At 67.4% G+C, this 16,720-nt stretch carries 13 protein-coding genes and 1 pseudogene; 6 read left to right on the plus strand and 8 right to left on the minus strand.

Annotated features, from left to right (window positions below; genetic code table 11):
• Nucleotides 1-121 precede the first annotated feature (121 nt).
• The 4 genes from R4823_RS12140 to R4823_RS12155 all read left to right on the plus strand — a co-directional run bounded on the left by R4823_RS12140 (nt 122) and on the right by R4823_RS12155 (nt 4,468).
• Nucleotides 122-1,285: a Gfo/Idh/MocA family oxidoreductase gene (locus tag R4823_RS12140; RefSeq protein ID WP_087841281.1), complete on the plus strand. Its 1,164-nt coding sequence runs from the start codon at nt 122-124 to the stop codon at nt 1,283-1,285.
• Nucleotides 1,282-2,472 carry a dihydrodipicolinate synthase family protein gene (locus tag R4823_RS12145; protein WP_338618783.1) on the plus strand — a complete coding sequence of 397 codons (1,191 nt, stop codon included), beginning with the start codon at nt 1,282-1,284 and terminating at the stop codon, nt 2,470-2,472. The genes R4823_RS12140 and R4823_RS12145 overlap by 4 nt, the downstream gene beginning before the upstream one ends.
• Nucleotides 2,473-2,477: 5 nt before the next feature.
• Nucleotides 2,478-3,353 (plus strand): sugar phosphate isomerase/epimerase family protein, encoded by an 876-nt coding sequence (locus R4823_RS12150; protein WP_338618784.1) that lies wholly within the window; start codon nt 2,478-2,480, stop codon nt 3,351-3,353.
• Nucleotides 3,354-3,964: 611 nt separating this feature from the next.
• Nucleotides 3,965-4,468, plus strand: coding sequence for an MgtC/SapB family protein (locus R4823_RS12155; RefSeq protein ID WP_087841284.1), 504 nt, complete (start codon nt 3,965-3,967; stop codon nt 4,466-4,468).
• A gap of 10 nt (nt 4,469-4,478) precedes the next feature.
• Here R4823_RS12155 and R4823_RS12160 read toward each other — a convergent pair whose 3' ends face one another.
• The 3 genes from R4823_RS12160 to imuA are packed head-to-tail and all read right to left on the minus strand — an operon-like array spanning nt 4,479 to nt 9,787.
• Nucleotides 4,479-7,649, minus strand: a complete 3,171-nt coding sequence (locus R4823_RS12160; protein WP_338618785.1) for an error-prone DNA polymerase — start codon at nt 7,647-7,649, stop codon at nt 4,479-4,481.
• Nucleotides 7,642-9,111: a DNA polymerase Y family protein gene (locus R4823_RS12165; protein ID WP_279819942.1), complete on the minus strand. Its 1,470-nt coding sequence runs from the start codon at nt 9,109-9,111 to the stop codon at nt 7,642-7,644. Before R4823_RS12165 ends, R4823_RS12160 begins: the two co-directional genes overlap by 8 nt.
• Entirely contained in the window at nt 9,041-9,787 is a 747-nt protein-coding gene (imuA, locus tag R4823_RS12170) for a translesion DNA synthesis-associated protein ImuA (protein WP_087841058.1), read from the minus strand. The genes R4823_RS12165 and imuA overlap by 71 nt, the downstream gene beginning before the upstream one ends.
• A gap of 151 nt (nt 9,788-9,938) precedes the next feature.
• Here imuA and R4823_RS12175 point away from each other — a divergent pair, with 151 nt between their 5' ends.
• Nucleotides 9,939-11,243 (plus strand): pyridoxal phosphate-dependent aminotransferase, encoded by a 1,305-nt coding sequence (locus tag R4823_RS12175; protein WP_233146089.1) that lies wholly within the window; start codon nt 9,939-9,941, stop codon nt 11,241-11,243.
• Here R4823_RS12175 and R4823_RS12180 read toward each other — a convergent pair.
• Both R4823_RS12180 and R4823_RS12185 read right to left on the minus strand, forming a co-directional pair.
• Nucleotides 11,240-12,427, minus strand: coding sequence for an alpha/beta fold hydrolase (locus R4823_RS12180; protein WP_338618787.1), 1,188 nt, complete (start codon nt 12,425-12,427; stop codon nt 11,240-11,242). The genes R4823_RS12175 and R4823_RS12180 overlap by 4 nt on opposite strands.
• A 51-nt stretch (nt 12,428-12,478) precedes the next feature.
• Nucleotides 12,479-13,453 carry a tripartite tricarboxylate transporter substrate binding protein gene (locus tag R4823_RS12185; protein WP_338618789.1) on the minus strand — a complete coding sequence of 325 codons (975 nt, stop codon included), beginning with the start codon at nt 13,451-13,453 and terminating at the stop codon, nt 12,479-12,481.
• 121 nt (nt 13,454-13,574) lie between these two features.
• Here R4823_RS12185 and R4823_RS12190 point away from each other — a divergent pair, with 121 nt between their 5' ends.
• Nucleotides 13,575-14,492: a LysR family transcriptional regulator gene (locus tag R4823_RS12190; RefSeq protein ID WP_279819954.1), complete on the plus strand. Its 918-nt coding sequence runs from the start codon at nt 13,575-13,577 to the stop codon at nt 14,490-14,492.
• Between the two features lie 20 nt (nt 14,493-14,512).
• On the opposite strand, the gene rnhA is transcribed toward R4823_RS12190, so the two are convergent.
• The 3 genes and pseudogenes from rnhA to R4823_RS12205 all read right to left on the minus strand — a co-directional run bounded on the left by rnhA (nt 14,513) and on the right by R4823_RS12205 (nt 16,689).
• A complete protein-coding gene (gene rnhA, locus R4823_RS12195) occupies nt 14,513-14,980 on the minus strand; it encodes a ribonuclease HI (protein ID WP_279820009.1) in 468 nt (155 codons plus the stop codon).
• A gap of 93 nt (nt 14,981-15,073) precedes the next feature.
• Nucleotides 15,074-15,193: pseudogene (locus R4823_RS12200) on the minus strand (DUF5710 domain-containing protein); the annotation flags it as partial.
• A gap of 188 nt (nt 15,194-15,381) precedes the next feature.
• Nucleotides 15,382-16,689 (minus strand): MATE family efflux transporter, encoded by a 1,308-nt coding sequence (locus tag R4823_RS12205; protein ID WP_338619156.1) that lies wholly within the window; start codon nt 16,687-16,689, stop codon nt 15,382-15,384.
• Nucleotides 16,690-16,720 lie beyond the last annotated feature (31 nt).

The raw sequence follows: 16,720 nt of genomic DNA on the forward strand, positions 1-16,720 counted from the left end.
TAGGGTTTCTCCCGCTGTTCCCGAGCCGCGGCCGCCGTTGACATCCGATCGCGACATCGTCACTATTCACCAAATGGTGAATTAAGTGCAGACCCGCACACAGTCGACGACGGAGACACGCATGGCAACACAACGACTCGGCCTGATCATGCACGGGGTGACCGGCCGCATGGGCATGAACCAGCACCTGATCCGGTCCATCGTGGCCATACGCAAGCAGGGCGGCGTCACGCTGTCCAACGGCGACAAGGTCATGCCCGATCCCATCCTGGTCGGCCGCAATGCCGAGAAGATGGAAGCCCTGGCCAAAGCCCACGACATTCCGCGCTGGGGCACGGACCTGGACAAGGCCCTGGCCAATCCGGACGATTCCGTGTTCTTCGACGCCGGCACGACGCAGATGCGCCCCACGCTGCTGGCCAAGGCTATCCGCGCCGGCAAACACGTGTATTGCGAAAAACCAATCGCCACCAACCTGAACGAGGCGGTGGAGATCTGCCGCTTGGCCGAAGGCTCCGGCCTCAAGCACGGCGCGGTGCAGGACAAGCTCTTCCTGCCGGGCCTGCGCAAGCTCGACATGCTCAACAAGGCCGGCTTCTTCGGCAAGATCCTGTCGGTGCGCATCGAGTTCGGCTACTGGGTGTTCGAGGGCGACCTGCAGCCCATCCAGCGGCCCTCCTGGAACTACCGCACCGAGGACGGCGGCGGCATCATCCTCGACATGGTCTGCCACTGGCGCTACGTGCTGGACAACCTGTTCGGCGAAGTGCAGGCCGTGTCCTGCCTGGGCAAGACGCACATCCCCACGCGCTGGGACGAAGCCGGCAAGCCCTACCAGGCCACCGCCGACGACGCCTGCTACGCCACCTTCGAACTGGCCGACGGCGTCGTGGCCCAGGTGAACAGTTCGTGGACGACCCGCGTGCGGCGCGACGACCTGGTCACCTTCCACGTCGACGGCACGCACGGCTCGGCCGTGGCGGGGCTGACCGACTGCCGCACGCAGTCGCGCGTCAACACGCCCAAGCCGGTCTGGAACCCGGACGTGAAACAGACCATGCCGTTCTTCGAACAATGGCAGGAAGTGCCCGACACCCAGGTCTACGACAACGGCTTCAAGATCCAGTGGGAGCACTTCATCCGCCATGTGGTCGAGGATGCACCGTACCGTTGGACGCTGCCCGAGGGCGCCAAGGGTGTGCAACTGGTCGAGGCCGCGCTGCAAAGCTGGAAGGAACGGCGCTGGGTGGACGTGCCTCGCCTGGACGTCGGAGCCCGGCGATGAGCCTGTCCATCAACCTGCCGTCGGCCGGCGGCCTGCGGCGATACGCGCTGCGCGACCGCGCGCCGTTCCAGGCGCCGCCCGCCGGCGCGCAGTTCGATCGGATCGCCTATTCGGCGGCGCACGTGGTGGCCGACCCCCTGGCGGCCATCGACCCGTGGCTGCAATGCGCCGTGGACTGGGACGCCACCATCGCCTACCGCCAGCGCCTGTGGGCGCTGGGGCTGGGCGTGGCCGAGGCCATGGACACCGCGCAGCGCGGCATGGGCCTGGACTGGCCGACTTCCCTTGAGTTGATCCGCCGCTCGCTGGACGCCGCCCGCGACGTGCCGGGCGCGCGCGTGGCCTCCGGCTGCGGCACCGACCACCTGGCGCCCGAGGATGCGCGAAACATCGACGACGTGATCCGCGCCTACGAAGAACAGATGGCCGCCATCGAAGGCCTGGGCGGCCGACTGATCGTCATGGCCAGCCGCGCGCTGGCCCGCGTGGCCCGCGGCCCCGCCGACTACGAACGCGTCTACGACCGCATCCTGGGCCAGGCCCGCGAACCCGTCATCCTGCACTGGCTGGGCGACATGTTCGACCCCGCGCTGAAGGGCTACTGGGGCAGCGGCGACGTGGATGCCGCCATGCGGACGGCGCTGGGCGTGATCGCCGCGCATCCCGACAAGGTCGACGGCATCAAGATCTCGCTGCTGGACAAGGACAAGGAAATCGCCATGCGCCGCCGCCTGCCGGCCGGCGTGCGCATGTACACCGGCGACGACTTCAACTACGCCGAACTCATCGCCGGCGACGGCCAGGGCGAACTGCCCAACCACCGCCACAGCGACGCGCTGCTGGGCATCTTCGACGCCATCGCCCCGGCCGCCAGCGCGGCGCTGGCGGAACTGGCGGCCGGCAACGTGGACGCCTTCAACCGGATCCTGGTACCCACCGTGCCGCTGTCGCGCCACATCTTCAGCGCACCCACGCGCTTCTACAAGACGGGCGTCGTGTTCATGGCCTGGCTCAACGGCCACCAGGACCACTTCGCGATGGTGGGCGGGCAGCAGAGCGCGCGGTCGTTGCAGCACTTCGCCGAGCTGTTCCGGCTGGCGGATGGGGCGGGGTTGCTGGAGCAGCCTGAGCTGGCGGTGGGGCGGATGAAAACATTGCTGGCGATGCACGGCGTGGATGGAGACTAAGCCTCATGCGAGATTTTTCCCAGGGTCATGATTGGATGTCCATCAACACGGCCACCGTGCGCAAATCGCGCGGCCAGGAAGTGCCGCTGCTGGACATCCTGGACGCCTGCGCACGCCACGGCGTGCGCGCCATTTCCCCGTGGCGCGACCAGGTCGCGGCGGCAGGGCTGGAACAGGTGTCGCGCGTCGTGCGCAGCCACGGACTGGCTTTATCCGGCTATTGTCGGGGCGGCATGTTCACGGCGTCGGATGATGCAGGCTTGAGGCGGGCGCGCGACGACAACCGCCGGGCCGTGGACGAGGCCTGCGAACTGAACGCCGCATGTTTGGTGCTGGTGGTGGGCGGGCTGCCGGGCGGCTTGCAGGGCAAGGCCGAGTATCACGACATCGCTCGCGCTCGGGCGCAGGTCACCGAAGGGATCGCGCAATTGTTGGAGTATGCGCGTGAACGCAAGATGCCTATCGCCATCGAGCCGCTGCATCCGATGTATGCGGCGGATCGGGCGTGCATCAATACGCTGGAGCAGGCGCTGGATGTGTGCGATCTGCTGGATCCTGCGCGTAGTGGGGATATTGGCGTGGCGGTGGATCTTTATCACGTCTGGTGGGATCCGAAGTTGCAGGCGCAGATCGAGCGGGCAGGGCAGAAAAGGTTATTGGCTTTTCACGTTTGCGATTGGCTTACGCCTACCACCGATCTGTTGAATGATCGGGGCATGATGGGGGATGGCGTGATCGAGATTCCCAAGGTGCGAGGGTGGGTCGAGGCGCAGGGGTTCTCGGGGTTCAGCGAGGTGGAGATATTTTCGTATCGGTGGTGGGAGCTTGATACCGATACGATTTTGAGGACCTGCATCGAGCGGCATCGATCGGTGGTGTAGGGGCGAGGCGGGGTCGCGGCGGATATGCGCCAGATGCTGGTCACAGGGCAGTTGCCGGCTCGCTGGCTTGGCATTTTTTCATCTATCCCCTCAGGATCAGCGACTTATGTCGCCACTTTTCGGCGGCAGGTGGCGCCGACGAGATGCGTGCAACCGTCGAGTGGATCGGCGATGCCAGATTGCGACAGATCTCCGCTTGATGGAACGAGACAAATGACCGCCGCGAGACGGGAGTGCTGGAGAATATCAACAGTTATTGCTTCCGTGTCACGCTCTCTCGTGGGGTGTTTCTCCTTGGCGCTGGACACAGGAAGGCCATGATGGAGAAGGTGCAGGAGCAACGAGGCATCGGTGCACCAGGAGTCATGGAACTTTGAAAGCTCGCTGGAATAGGCATTGCGAGGAAATGTCCGCTTCTGGCCGAAAGCTGCCGTTCACCCCGGCAGAGAAAATATCTATAACTGTGATCCTCGGCCTCTGAAAACCAAGCTTAGTGTTGACCTATTTGACTTGCTGACTCTACACCTTGTTACGAGCGTGAATGCTCTGTGACTGCGTATCCCACCCGCCTACCCGTAGGCTGACGATTATCCAAATAAAAAAGGCCAGCTATGGACGCCCCCCTCTGGACCCAAATCTGGACCGCCGCCTCCAGCGAATTCTCCGACATTCCCGACGTAGCCGAACTCACCCGCGTTTTCGTCCGCCTCCTAGTCGCCATGACCCTGGGCGGCCTCCTAGGCCTGGAGCGTGAACTACGCGGCACCTCCGCCGGCCTGCGCACCCACATGCTGGTCGCCGTGGGCGCCGCGCTGTTCGTCCTTGTTCCCCTGCAAGGCGGTATGGAAGTGGCAGACATGAGCCGCGTCCTGCAAGGCGTCATCGCCGGCATAGGCTTCCTCGGCGCCGGCGCCATCCTCAAATCCAACGGCCGCGAGATCCACGGTCTGACCACGGCGGCCAGCATCTGGCTGACAGCCGCCATCGGCATCGCGGCGGGCATGGGGCGCGAGGTGACCGCCATCGTCAGCACGTTGTTCGCGCTGTTCATCCTGGCGCTGCTGCGCAAGCTGACGCACGACCGAGGCCAGCCGAAGCACGAGGACCATCAATAGGGAACGGCTTTCAATGGAAATTCCGGCTCGACACCACCAGCCTGCCCAATAGCGGCGTCAGGTCCACCAGCCGCTTGGCCAGCAAATGCTGGACGCCCTGGTGCGACTGCCAGGTGCCGTACACCCCCAGCAGCGGCGCGCCGACCAGTTCCCGGCGCTGGCTTTCGACCAGTCCCGGCCAGACGATGACGTTGACCTGGCCGGTCTCGTCTTCCAGCGTGACGAAGACGGCGCCCTTGGCGGTGCCGGGACGCTGGCGCACGGTCACGATGCCGCAGGCGCGGGCCAGGCGGCGGTCGGGGTAGGTCTTCAATACCTCGGCCGGCATGAAGCCGCGACGGGCCAGGCGGTCGCGCAGCAGGGCCACGGGGTGGCGGCGCAGCGTCATCTTCAGGGATTCGTAGTCGGCGCGGATGTCGTCGGCTTCGTTGGGCGCGTCGAGCAGCGGCGCCTGTTCGTGCACCATGGCGTCGCGCAGCAGGTCGCGCTGGGGGACGCTGTCGATGGCTTCCCACAGGGCGGCGCGCCGGTGGCCGGACAGGGCACGCAGCGCATCGGCGGCCGCCAGGGCCTGCAAGGCGTGGCGGTCGAGATCGGCGCGCCGGCCCAGGTCGGTGGCGTCCTGGAAGGGCGCCTGTTCGCGCGCGGCCTGGATGCGCAGGCCGGTTTCTTCGGACAAGCCCTGCACCTGGTTCAGTCCAAGCCGCACGGCGGGGCGTTCGCCGCGGGTGTCTTCCAGGGTGGCGTCCCAATTGCTGACCAGCACGTCGACGGGCAGGACGACCACGCCATGGCGCTGTGCGTCCTGGATGAGCTGGTAGGGCGAGTAGAAGCCCATGGGCTGGCTGTTGAGCAGCGCGGCCAGGAAGGCTTCGGGTTCGTGGCACTTGAGCCAGGAGCTGGCATAGGCCAGCAGTGCGAAGCTGGCTGCGTGCGATTCGGGAAAGCCGTATTCGCCGAAGCCCTGGATCTGGCGGCAGATGGCCTGGGCGAATTCGATGTCGTAGCCGCGCTCGAGCATGCCGGCTACGATTTTCTCGTAGTGTTTTTCCAGTCGGCCCTTGCGTTTCCACGCAGCCATGGAGCGTCTCAACTCATCGGCCTCGCCTTCGGTGTAGCCGGCCGCGCGCATGGCGATCTGCATGACCTGCTCCTGGAAGATGGGAACGCCGCAGGTGCGTTCCAGCACGTCCTTCACGTCGGGGCTGGGGTAGTCGATCTCTTCCGGTTTTTGGCGGCGGCGCAGGAAGGGATGCACCATGCCGCCCTGGATGGGGCCGGGCCGCACGATGGCGATCTGGATGGTCAGGTCGTACAGGTTGCGCGGCCGCAGGCGGGGCAGCATGCTCATCTGCGCGCGGGACTCGATCTGGAAGACGCCTATGGTGTCTGCCTTGCAGATCATGTCGTAGGTGGGTACGTCGCCATGCTTGATGGCATAAAGTTCCAGCGTGTGCCGCCGCCGCTGGCTGGCGAATTCAAGCGCGCGGCGCAGCGCCGTCAGCATGCCCAGGGCCAGCACGTCCACCTTGAGCAGGCCTACGGCATCGAGATCGTCCTTGTCCCATTGCACGACGCTGCGGTCCTTCATGGCCGCGTTCTCGATGGGGACCATGCGCGACAGGGTGCTGTGCGACATGACGAAGCCGCCGGGATGCTGGGACAGGTGGCGGGGAAAGTCCAGCAACTGCTCGGTCAGGTTCGCCCATAGTTTCGCTTCCAGCGATTCGGCCGCCAGACCGCATTCCTGGAAACGCAGCAGCAGGTTGTTCCTGCCGTCCCACCATTGATGGGCCTTGGCCACGCGATCGACCAGGGCCAGATCCATGCCCAGGGCGCGCCCTACGTCGCGCAGCGCGCTGCGCGAGCGGTAGGCGATGACGACGGCGGTCAGTGCTGCCCGGTCGCGGCCGTATTTTTCATAGATGTACTGGATGACTTCTTCGCGGCGCTGGTGCTCGAAATCGACGTCGATGTCAGGGGGCTCGTTGCGTTCTTTGCTGATGAAGCGGCCAAACAGCAGATCTATGTTTTCCGGCGCGACCGCGGTGATGGCCAGGCAATAGCAGACGGCGGAATTGGCGGCCGAGCCGCGTCCCTGGCAGAGGATGCCGCGTCCGACGGCGAACTTGACGATGTCGTAGACCGTCAGGAAATAGGCCTCGTAACGCAAGTCGGCGATCAGCGCGAGTTCTTTTTCCAGGCGGTCCCGGACCCTGTCGGGAATGCCCTCGGGATAGCGCTTGTGCGCACCGGCATAGGTTTCGCTACGCAGGTAGGAGGTGGGCGTATGCCCGGCCGGCACGAGTTCCTCGGGGTACTCGTACCGCAGTTCATCGAGGTCGAAGGTGCACAGCCGAGCGATCCGCACGCTTTCCCGCAAGGCCTCCGGAGGATAGGTCCGGGCCAGGTGCACGCGTGCCCGCAGATGCTGTTCGGCATTGGCCGCCAGCGCGTATCCGCAGTCGGCCACGGACCGGCGCATCCGAATGCCGCACAGGACATCGTGCAGTGGCTTGCGCGAGCGCACGTGCATTTCCACCTGGCCTGTGGCGACCACCGGCAGGCCGTGCGCGCGAGCCACGCTTTCCACCGTGGCTCGGTGGCGGGGATCGTCCGCGCGATTGGGCAGGTTCAGCGCCAGCCAGCATCGGTCGGGGAAAGTAGCGGCCAGCCATGCGGCGTGCCCATCCAGGCGGGAGGGCTCGAGTCCATGGTCTGGAACGAGCAGGGCCAGGCAGTCCGGCATGCCGCGCAAATGCGCGTGCCGAGTATCAGGGTGGGCAAGATCGTCCGGCCGCAATTGGTAGCTGCCCTTGGCCGCGTGCGAGCGGGCCAGCGTGATCAGCTCGGACAGGTTGCCATAGCCGTCCTTGTTCATGGCCAGAAGTACCAGTTGCACGGGCAGGGGACCGGCATCGTCCTCCAGCCGGAACTGGCTGCCCAGGATCAGCGGCAGCTTCTGCTTTTTGGCCTGCACGTGCGCGCGGACGACGCCGGCCAGGGAACATTCGTCGGTGATGGCCAGCGCGCTATAGCCCAGGTCCACGGCGCGCGCCACCATTTCCTCGGGCCAGGACGCGCCCCGCAGGAAGGTGAAGTTGGTCAGGCATTGCAGCTCGGCATAGTCGGGAAGCTGGGTGCCGGGTAGGGAAGCGGGCAGGTCCATGGCGTCAGGCATACAGGCCGTGGAGATACCAGCGCGGTTCCTCCAGCGCCTGGTCGAGGTAGATCCAGTAGCGGATGCGGTCGGTGCTTTCGGCCACGAAGTAATCGCGGGCGACGGGCGCCCCGTCCCACCAGCCGCTTTCGATGCGCTCGGGGCCACGCACCAGGCGCAGCGGCGTGCCGTAGTAGGGGCGGTGCTGGCGCATGACGAGGGGGATGGGCTGGCGCAACAGCCACAAGGGCCGTTCGGCGGCGAAGCCGCAGGCTTCGGCATCGGGCCGGCCACGATCCAGGGCCGGCAGCCAACGGCTGGCGACCTCGGGGCGATGGTCGGCCAGGGGGCGGGCGGCCAGGACCCGGTCCGGGCCCAGGCGCGCCACCAGCAGTTCAAGCAGGCGGTCATGGTCGGCCGGTGTGCCGCCGGGATCGGTGAACAAGGTTTCGGAAGGGGTGGCGCGCGGCACGATGGCATCGGCGTGCAGGCCGATGGCGATGGCAGGCGCCTCCATCGCCAGCCGGTCCAGGTGTTCCTTGAGCAGGCGCAGCAGATGGTCGGCCTCCCAGCCCGGATTGGCCAGGGACACGGTCAGGCGGGTAGGAGGACGGGCGTATCGGCCGCGTTCATGTTCCAGGACCAGAACGATGGCATTGGTCGCGGTCTGGCTGGCGTGTAGCCAGCCCGCCAATTGCTGGACAAGGCGTCGAGCCACGACAAGGACTGCGGGAGCGTGGTCGATGCGAAAGAGCAATTCCACGCGGGCCGAGAACTCGGGTGGGGCCTGGACCCAGGTGAACAGCTCCGGCTTGCGGCCGCAGGCTTGGTCCAGCAAGTCGAGCAGTTCGCGGCCGCACCGGCGTTGCAGGCCGGATCGAGGCAGTTTCATCAGGGCCGCCACTGTGCGGCAGCCGATACCGTCCAGCCAGTCGCGATGCGGCCGTGCAGGAGGCAGCAGCAGGCAGGGCAGGTTCGCTATCCGGCGTATCAGGGGCGTCTCCCGCAGGACGCGTCGCGGTCCCGGCGTGGCGCGTGCCGCCAGCAACCAGGCGCCGTGTGCCGTGGGACCCATGCCGAGGCGAGCGTGGCAGCCGAGCTGGCGCAAGCTGTCGCGTATGCGTCGGCACAAGGCGGCAGGACCGCCGAAGACTCGCAGGCCGGCGCCCACGTCCAGCAGCAGGCTGGCATCGGGGCCCAGTGCCACCTCGGGGGTATATTGCAGCATGGCCAGCGCGGCGGCCTCCAGCAGCTGTGTCTCGCGCGCCGGATCGCGTTGGAGGAACTCGGCATGGGGTGCCAGCGCGCCGGCCCCTTTTTTGCGCATGCCGGGCCGTACGCCCAGCCGGCCAGCTGCGGGTGTCACGGCCACTACCGCTTCGTGGTCCAGCACCACGATCACGGCTGCCGGATCATCCTGCCAGAGCGGGTTCAGGGCGTCGAGGCTGGGCTGCGTCAGGTAGACGCTGATCCACAAACGCATGGCGAGGCTCGGAGGAAGGCTGGCCGCTGCCGAAGGCGGGCGCCGGCGGCGCGAGCGGCAGCAGCAGCGGCGTTTCGTGATGGGGGCCGCGGCGCTTCAGGATGGTCACGCTGAGATGGTCGCCCGCGGGCCGCAGCAGCAGGCGTAGCGGCGACGGCGACGAGGCGCGCGCGGCATCGGCATGGCGGAACATGAAGAAGGCGGTGTCGCCCGCCTGCGCCGCAAGGTGCAGCCGACGCAGGGCACTGGCCGGTGGCCGGGCGGACCAGTACAGCAGGGCGCCGCAACTGCCGTGCTGCAGGATGCGTTCGGCGGCCCACAGGGCATCGGCAGCCTGACTGGGATCGATCCACAGCAACTGGCTGGCGGGAAAACGATGCGCCAGCCAGGCTTGCGCGCAGGGCGCGTGAGGCGGATGCAGCAGCACGATGCTGCGCCGGGCGGGCAGTTGCCGCAGGGCGGGCAGGAGCAGCCGCATTTCGCCCAGACCGGGTTGTGCCAGCAGCAGTTCGGTCAGACTGCCCAGGGGCCAGCCTCCGCCGGGCAGGTGGCGGGACAGGTCGGGATGGCCGGTTTCCAGGCCCGGACGGTTGGCGCGCGCGAGTTGCGAGCCGCGCCAAAGGAGCGGGTGGATGGCGGCATGGGCCGTGGCGGACGAGATTCCGAAGGCGGACATGAGCCGGCAAACATGAATGATTACTGTATAAATATACAGTATTTGAGGGAAGTGGCGGCGGCATCCCTGTCTTTCGGCATGCCGTGTCCCGGTTCTGGTATCGTGGCTTGGCCGAGTTGTTGCTGTAATCCCTAGGAAAGACCGTTCATTCATGAAACCCATCAACAAATCGAACAAACTAGCCCACGTCCTGTACGACATCCGCGGCCCCATCATGGACAGGGCCAAGCAGATGGAAGACGAAGGCCAGAAGCTCATCAAGCTCAACATCGGCAACCTGGCCGTGTTCGGTTTCGACGCTCCCGAGGAAATCCAGCTCGACATGATCCGCAACCTGCCCAACTCGGCGGGTTATTCGGACAGCAAGGGCATCTTCGCCGCGCGCAAGGCGGTCATGCACTACACCCAGGCGCAGGGCGTGCAGGGCGTGACGCTGGAAGACATCTACCTGGGCAACGGCGCCTCCGACCTGATCGCGATGGCCACCAACGCGCTGCTGGACGACGGCGACGAGTTGCTGCTGCCCGCGCCGGACTACCCGCTGTGGACGGCGGTCGTGAGCCTGTCGGGCGGCACGCCCGTGCACTACCTGTGCGACGAGGCCAAGGGCTGGATTCCCGACCTGGACGACATCCGGGCCAAGATCACCCCGCGCACCAAGGGGATCGTGGTCATCAACCCGAACAACCCGACCGGCGTGGTCTATCCCGACCACGTGCTGCAGGAAATCGTCGCCATCGCGCGCGAGCACGGGCTGGTCATCCTGGCCGACGAGGTCTACGACAAGGTGCTGTACGACGACGCCCGCCACACCGCGCTGGCGAGCCTGTCCACCGACGTGCTGACGCTGACCTTCAACTCGCTGTCCAAGAGCTACCGAGCCTGCGGCTACCGCGCGGGCTGGCTGGTGGTCTCGGGCGACAAGCGCGCCGCGCGCGATTACATCGACGGCCTGAACATGCTCGCCAACATGAGGCTGTGCGCGAACGTGCCGGGCCAGTGGGCGATCCAGACCGCGCTGGGCGGCTACCAGAGCATCAACGACCTGGTGGCCCCGGGGGGCCGGCTGCGCCAGCAGCGCGACCTGGCCTATGAATTGATCACCGCCATTCCCGGCGTGACCTGCGTCAAGCCGCAGGCCGCGCTCTACATGTTCCCGCGGCTGGATCCCGAGGTGTATCCCATCGAGGACGACCGCCAGTTCTTTCTGCAGATGCTGGAAGCCACGCGGGTGATGCTGGTGCAGGGAACGGGGTTCAACTGGCCGCATCCCGACCACTTCCGCATCGTGTTCCTGCCGCACGAGGCGGATCTGCGCGAGGCCATCGGCCGCATCGCCAAGTTCCTCGAGGACTACCGCCTCAAGCATGCCAGGAAGGCGCCGGCGTCGCCCGAGGCCGGCGCGGACGATCGTGCCGTCGTCGTGCCGGCCAAGTTCGGGGCGAAGGCCGGCTAGCGCGGGCGTCGATCCTGCGGGCGCTGCCCAAGCTCCCGCATGGTTGCGCCGACCCAGTCAGCGATGGCGTCCACGCCCAGCGCCAGGTTGTCGACGCTGCAATGCTCGGCGCCGCCATCGCGCAGCGTATGGACGAACAGCTCCGCCTTGGGGCTGTTCACGCATTCGGCGACCAGGCGTTCGGCCTGGGCCAGCTTGATCTGCCGGTCGTTCTCGCCGTGCGTGACCAGGATGGGGCAGCGTATGCGATGCAGCACGCCCTCCAGCGTCATGCGGTCCGCCGTGGCCAGCAGGCCTTCCATGGTGGTCTGGCCGAACACCCACATCACATGTTCCCAGTAATGCGGAACGGGTAGCCGCGGATCCTGGCTCTGGTGGCGGTAGCGCTGGGTCGCGCCCCAGTCGTAGCTGGCGCCCCAGGCCACGCAGCAGCGCAGGCGGGGTTCGAAGGCGGCGGCGCGCGGCGCGTGATAGCCGCCCAGCGACAAGGCCATGATGCCGATGCGCGAGGCATCGACGTCGTCGCGTCCCTCCAGGTAGTCGACGCAGGCCGAGGCGGGCACCTCGGCCTCGGGGAAATTGGTCAGGCCCTGCAGGCGCAAGGCCTCGCCCACGCCGGGGTTGTCCACCAGCAGCACGGACACGCCGCGCTCGCGCAAGGCCTCGCCCATGCCCATCAGGTACAGGATCTCCTTGGTCACGTCCAGTCCGTCGAAATGCACCATGCAGGGCGCGCCGCCGGGCGGTATCTCGCGCGCCGGGACGTACAGGGCCGGCAGGGTGGTGCCCTGGTAGGGCACGTCCACCCATTCGACGGGCTGGCCGGTCAGCTCGGCGTAGCGCCGAAAGCACTCGAGCATGTTGCGGAAGGCCGCGTCCCGGCCTGGGAAGCGCGGCGCCTGCATGCGTTCGGCCTGTACGTAGTAGATGGCGGCGCGCTTGAACTTGCGGCCCGCGCTGTAGGCGCGATCGTGCTGGAGGTCCTGCTGCGCCAGCGCCTTCACGCGGTCGGCCAGCCCGGTCCAGGCGGCGAACAGGATCTCGGCCGCATGCGGGTCGCCGCGGCGCGACGCTTCCTTGACAGGGCCGGAGGCGTCGTCGAGCTCGCCGATCTCGGCGCCCATGCCGAGCGCCAGGTTGACGGCCATATTCCAGGTGTAGTTGTCGCCGAAGTATTCAAACATGGTCGATGTCCATTCGTGGTTGCATGGAAAGTGCGGTGGCGCCGGCGAAGGTCAGTCGGCCTTGATATTCTTCTCGACGATCAGCCTGGCCCACATCGATTGCTCGGCGACCAGGTCCCTGGCGAATTGGTCGGGCGGCTGGAGCACGAGGTCGTAGCCGTCCTTTTGCAGGCGGGCCTGCATCTCGGGCATGCGCATGACCCGGGCGATCTCCGCCGCCAGCTTGTCCCGTATGTCGGCGGGCAATCCCTTGGGCGCGAAGACGCCTTGCCAGACGTAGGCCTCCACCGGGACGCCTTCCTCGCGCATGGTCGGGATGTCGGGGATGGCGGGCGAGCGCTGCGCGGCGGCCAGCGCCAGTCCTCGCATCTTGCCCGCGCGGACCATGGACTGAGAATTGCCGACGGAGTCGCACAGGAAGTCCACCTCTCCGGCGATGACCGAGGTCTGTGCCGGCCCCGCGCCCGAATAGGGCACGTGCAGGGCCTTGATGCCCGCCGCATCCAGCATCTGTTCGCAGGCGAGGTGGCTGCCGCCGCCGGTTCCCGCGCTGGCGTAGCTCAACGCGCCTTGCCGGGACTTGGCCAGGGCGAGGAATTCCTTGAAGGTCCTGGCCGGCAGCTTGGCCGAGGCCACCAGGTAGGCGGGAAAGCGCAGCGCCTCGGTGATGGGCGTGAAATCGGCGGCCGGGTCGAAGGTGTGCTGCCTGTGCAGCAGCGGGCCGATGACGTGGGCGCTGTTGGTGGTGTAGAGCAGCGTGTAGCCGTCGGCTGGCGCATCCTTGACCAATCGGCTGCCGATCAGGCCGGTGGCGCCGGCGCGGTTGTCAACGATCACGGGCTGGCCCAGCGCCTCGCCCAGCAGCTTGCCGGCCAGGCGGGCATAGGTATCCGTGGAACCGCCCACGGGGAAGGGCACGATCAGCCGGATCGGCCGGGTGGGATAGGCCTGCGCGCCCGCCGTGGCCGCGATCAGCAGCGACGCGGCGGCAAGGACAAGGCGCGGCGCGATGAGATGGCGTTGCATGGTGTCTCCGTCTTGTTCATGTGCCAGGACATTCTGGACGGACTCGCGGCGCAGGAGAAATGCCGTTTTTCGGGGCGAGCTATAAAATAATTCGATAGCGAAAACGCATGGCGAGGCAGCGATGGATCTGGTTCAACTCCGGTATTTCGTGCGCGTCGCGCAGTTGAAGAGCTTCACGAAGGCCTCGGTGGCGCTGCACATCGCACAGCCCGCGCTGACGCGGCAGGTGCTGCTGCTGGAGGACGAACTGGGCGTGCAGCTCCTGTTCCGCCACAGCCGCGGCGTCGAACCGACCGAGGCCGGCATGCGGCTGCTGTCGGGAGCCGAGGCCATCTTCCGATTGGTGCGCGAAGTCCGCGCCAACGTCATCGCGTCCAGCACCACTGTCGCCGGCACGCTGCGGATCGGCTTTCCGCCTTCGTTGGGCGGCTTCGTGATCGGCACGGTCGCGGCCGCGTTCCAGAAGATGTACCCGCAGGCCACGTTCGACCTGTACGAGGGCCTGAGCAACGAATTGCGCGACCGGCTGCTGGCCGACAGGCTCGACCTCGCGGTATTGGCCGGGGGCGCCAATCCGCTGCTCGTCAGCACGCACCTGTGCGACGAGGAGTTCTGGGTGATGATGCCCCGCCGCCGCAAAAGCCGGCATGCGCTCAGGACCTACTCGCTGAAGGAGTTGGCCGGGCTGCCGCTGATCCAGCCCGGACGCGCGCAACTGGCGCGCCAGCACATCGAGAGCGAGGCCGCGCGCCTGGGCGTGGCGCTGAACGTGACGGTGGAGACCGATGCCTTCCAGGTCATCAAGGATCTCGTGCGCCGCGGGGTAGGGGCCCACATTTCGCCGTACTCCGGCATAGGCGCCGACATCAAGCGCGGGGACTTCGACGGCGGCCCGGTGAAGGGCCTGTTTCTGTCGCGCTATCTCGTGCGGCGCATCGATCGGCCCATCAGCCTGGGCATCACGAAGTTCCAGGAGATCCTGGTCGACACGCTCAGGGACCTGGGGGCTTCTGACCGGGCGATCCGGCTGCCTGCCTGAGGTCCGCCGATAGCCGGCCGTTATCCTGCGGCGCCGTGCTCGGCCACGATGCGCACCACCACTTCGCCGCGGCCGGTACGCTTGGCGTGGTCCAGCCCTTCGTTGGCCAGCGCATCCGCGCGTTCGTTGCCGCGATGCCCGCTATGTCCGCGCACCCACCGGAAGGTTGCGCGATGCCGGTCGGCCTCGGCGATCAGCGTCTTCCACAGCTCGACGTTCTTGACGTCCTTCCAGTTCTTGCGTACCCAGCCGTGGCGCCATTGCGTCATGCCGTTCACGACGTATTGCGAGTCGGTGTAGACGACCACCTCGCAGGCCTGCGGCAGCCAGCGCAGCGCCTCGATGGCGGCGGTCAGTTCCATGCGGTTGTTGGTGGTGTCGGGCGAGCCGCCGAAGATTTCCACGGTGGCCTCGGTGGTGCGGATCCACGCGCCCCAGCCTCCTGGGCCGCCGGGGTTGCCGCGGCAGGCGCCGTCGCAGTAGACGATGGCGCCGCCGGCCGGGGGCGTTTCGTCCCCCGTGGGCTGCGGCGCGGGGGGCGCCTGAGCTGGCGAGGGCGCGTCGGCATCCAGCCAGCGCTGGAAGGGCGCGGCATCGGCGCCGTCCTTGACGTACCACTTCTTCTGCGCTGGCGACCATCTGGCCCCGAGCGCCTTGGCTTCGTCTTTCTCGGCAAAGGGCACTTTCAGCCAGACAACCATGGAGTCACCAATTCGATGCAAGGGGCGAGACCTTAATCGGCGCGGCAAGCGGTTGTCAAGGCGGCTCGCCGGGAACGGGCCTTGCTCATTTCGTGGGCGGGGAACCTCGGAGCCTGCTGTGATGCGGGTCGCTTCGTCCTGTTCCAGGGCTGTCCCCAACGTTGTCCACAGGATGCGGGGATAACTGGTTACACGTTGTCCAGCCGTGCGGCCGGCCCGGTCCGGAACTCGCGATAGAGCGTGCGCGGCGCGGCCAGGTGCAGCGTCAGGCCGCGCAGGGCATTGAAAGCAAGGAAGGACAGCCACAGTCCATGGTTGCCCAGCCGCGGCAGCAAGCCCAGCGACAGCGCCAGGAACGCCGCGCCGCAGACCAGCATGGCCCGCATCAGCGCGCGGGTCTGGGTGGCGCCGATGAAGATGCCGTCGTACAGGTAGGCCGCGACCGAGGTGATGGGCGCCAGCGCCAGCCAGGGCAGGAAGCGGCCGGCGGTCTCGCGCAGCGCCGCCTGGTCGGTCAGCAGGCTCACTATCCATGGACCCACGGCCAGGTAGACCAGGGCATAGGCGAGCGCGCCGGCGAAGGCCCAGCCCATGCACAGCCGCACGGCGCGCCGCAGGCCCGGGCGGTCGCCCGCACCCACGGCGGCGCCCACCAGCGCCTCGGCCGCATGGGCGAAGCCGTCCAGGCCGAAGGCCATGAAGGTCAGGAAATTCAGCAGCAGCGCGTTGGCGGCCAGGACCATGTCGCCCTGGGTGGCGCCCAGGTGGGCGAACCATCCCATGCTGGCCAGCAGGCAGGCCGTGCGTACGAAGATGTGGAAATTGATGCCGACCAGGCGCCGCATCGCGGCGGCGTCGCGCAAGACCGCCAGGCGCAGTCGCGGCCAGGCGGCGCGGTGCGAGCGCCACAGCAGGATGCCGCCCGTCAGCGTGCCGGCGCCGTCGGCCACCGCGGTCGCCGCGCCTATGCCCGCCACGCCCAGGCCGAAGCCATGCACGAACAGCAGCACGGCGCCCAGGTTGACCACGTTGATCAGGATCTGCAGGGCCAGCGCCAGCCGCACGCGCTGGCACCCCAGCAGCCAGCCCAGCACCACGTAGTTGACCAGCGCCAGCGGCGCCGCCCAGATCCGGCCCGAGCAATACGCGATGGCCTGGCGCGTGGCCTCGGCGCTGCCGCCCAGCAGGCCCAGCACCAGCGAGATCAGGGGCCGCTGCAACACCAGCAGCGCCAGGCCGATGGCCAGCGCAAGGGATACCGCCCGCACCACGCTGGCGGCCAGCGCCTGTTCGTCGCCCTTGCCCCAGGCCTGGGCGACGAGCCCGGTCGTGCCCATGCGCAGGAAGCCGAAGCCCCAGAACAGGAAGCTGAAGAGCAGGCCCCCCAGCGCCACGCCAGCCAGGTATTCGGGGCCGGGCAGGTGGCCCGCCACGGCGGTGTCCACCGCGGACATCAGGGGCTGGGTCAGGTTGGCGAGGACGATGGGCAGGGCCATCGCGAGCACGCGCCGATGGGTGAGGGGGGAA

This window comes from Pigmentiphaga sp. CHJ604, assembly GCF_036972535.1.
GTDB classification, from domain to species: Bacteria; Pseudomonadota; Gammaproteobacteria; order Burkholderiales; family Burkholderiaceae_B; genus Pigmentiphaga; species Pigmentiphaga daeguensis.

What these genes read in the sequence shown, in the direction of transcription:
- R4823_RS12205 (WP_338619156.1), bottom strand. Translation starts at nt 16,689, where the DNA reads ATGGCCCTGCCCATCGTCCTCGCCAACCTGACCCAGCCCCTGATGTCC.
- R4823_RS12160 (WP_338618785.1), bottom strand. Translation starts at nt 7,649, where the DNA reads ATGCCTGACGCCATGGACCTGCCCGCTTCCCTACCCGGCACCCAGCTT.
- R4823_RS12140 (WP_087841281.1), top strand. Translation starts at nt 122, where the DNA reads ATGGCAACACAACGACTCGGCCTGATCATGCACGGGGTGACCGGCCGC.
- R4823_RS12150 (WP_338618784.1), top strand. Translation starts at nt 2,478, where the DNA reads ATGCGAGATTTTTCCCAGGGTCATGATTGGATGTCCATCAACACGGCC.
- R4823_RS12180 (WP_338618787.1), bottom strand. Translation starts at nt 12,427, where the DNA reads ATGTTTGAATACTTCGGCGACAACTACACCTGGAATATGGCCGTCAAC.
- R4823_RS12185 (WP_338618789.1), bottom strand. Translation starts at nt 13,453, where the DNA reads ATGCAACGCCATCTCATCGCGCCGCGCCTTGTCCTTGCCGCCGCGTCG.
- R4823_RS12175 (WP_233146089.1), top strand. Translation starts at nt 9,939, where the DNA reads ATGAAACCCATCAACAAATCGAACAAACTAGCCCACGTCCTGTACGAC.
- R4823_RS12145 (WP_338618783.1), top strand. Translation starts at nt 1,282, where the DNA reads ATGAGCCTGTCCATCAACCTGCCGTCGGCCGGCGGCCTGCGGCGATAC.
- R4823_RS12165 (WP_279819942.1), bottom strand. Translation starts at nt 9,111, where the DNA reads ATGCGTTTGTGGATCAGCGTCTACCTGACGCAGCCCAGCCTCGACGCC.
- imuA (WP_087841058.1), bottom strand. Translation starts at nt 9,787, where the DNA reads ATGTCCGCCTTCGGAATCTCGTCCGCCACGGCCCATGCCGCCATCCAC.
- R4823_RS12155 (WP_087841284.1), top strand. Translation starts at nt 3,965, where the DNA reads ATGGACGCCCCCCTCTGGACCCAAATCTGGACCGCCGCCTCCAGCGAA.
- R4823_RS12190 (WP_279819954.1), top strand. Translation starts at nt 13,575, where the DNA reads ATGGATCTGGTTCAACTCCGGTATTTCGTGCGCGTCGCGCAGTTGAAG.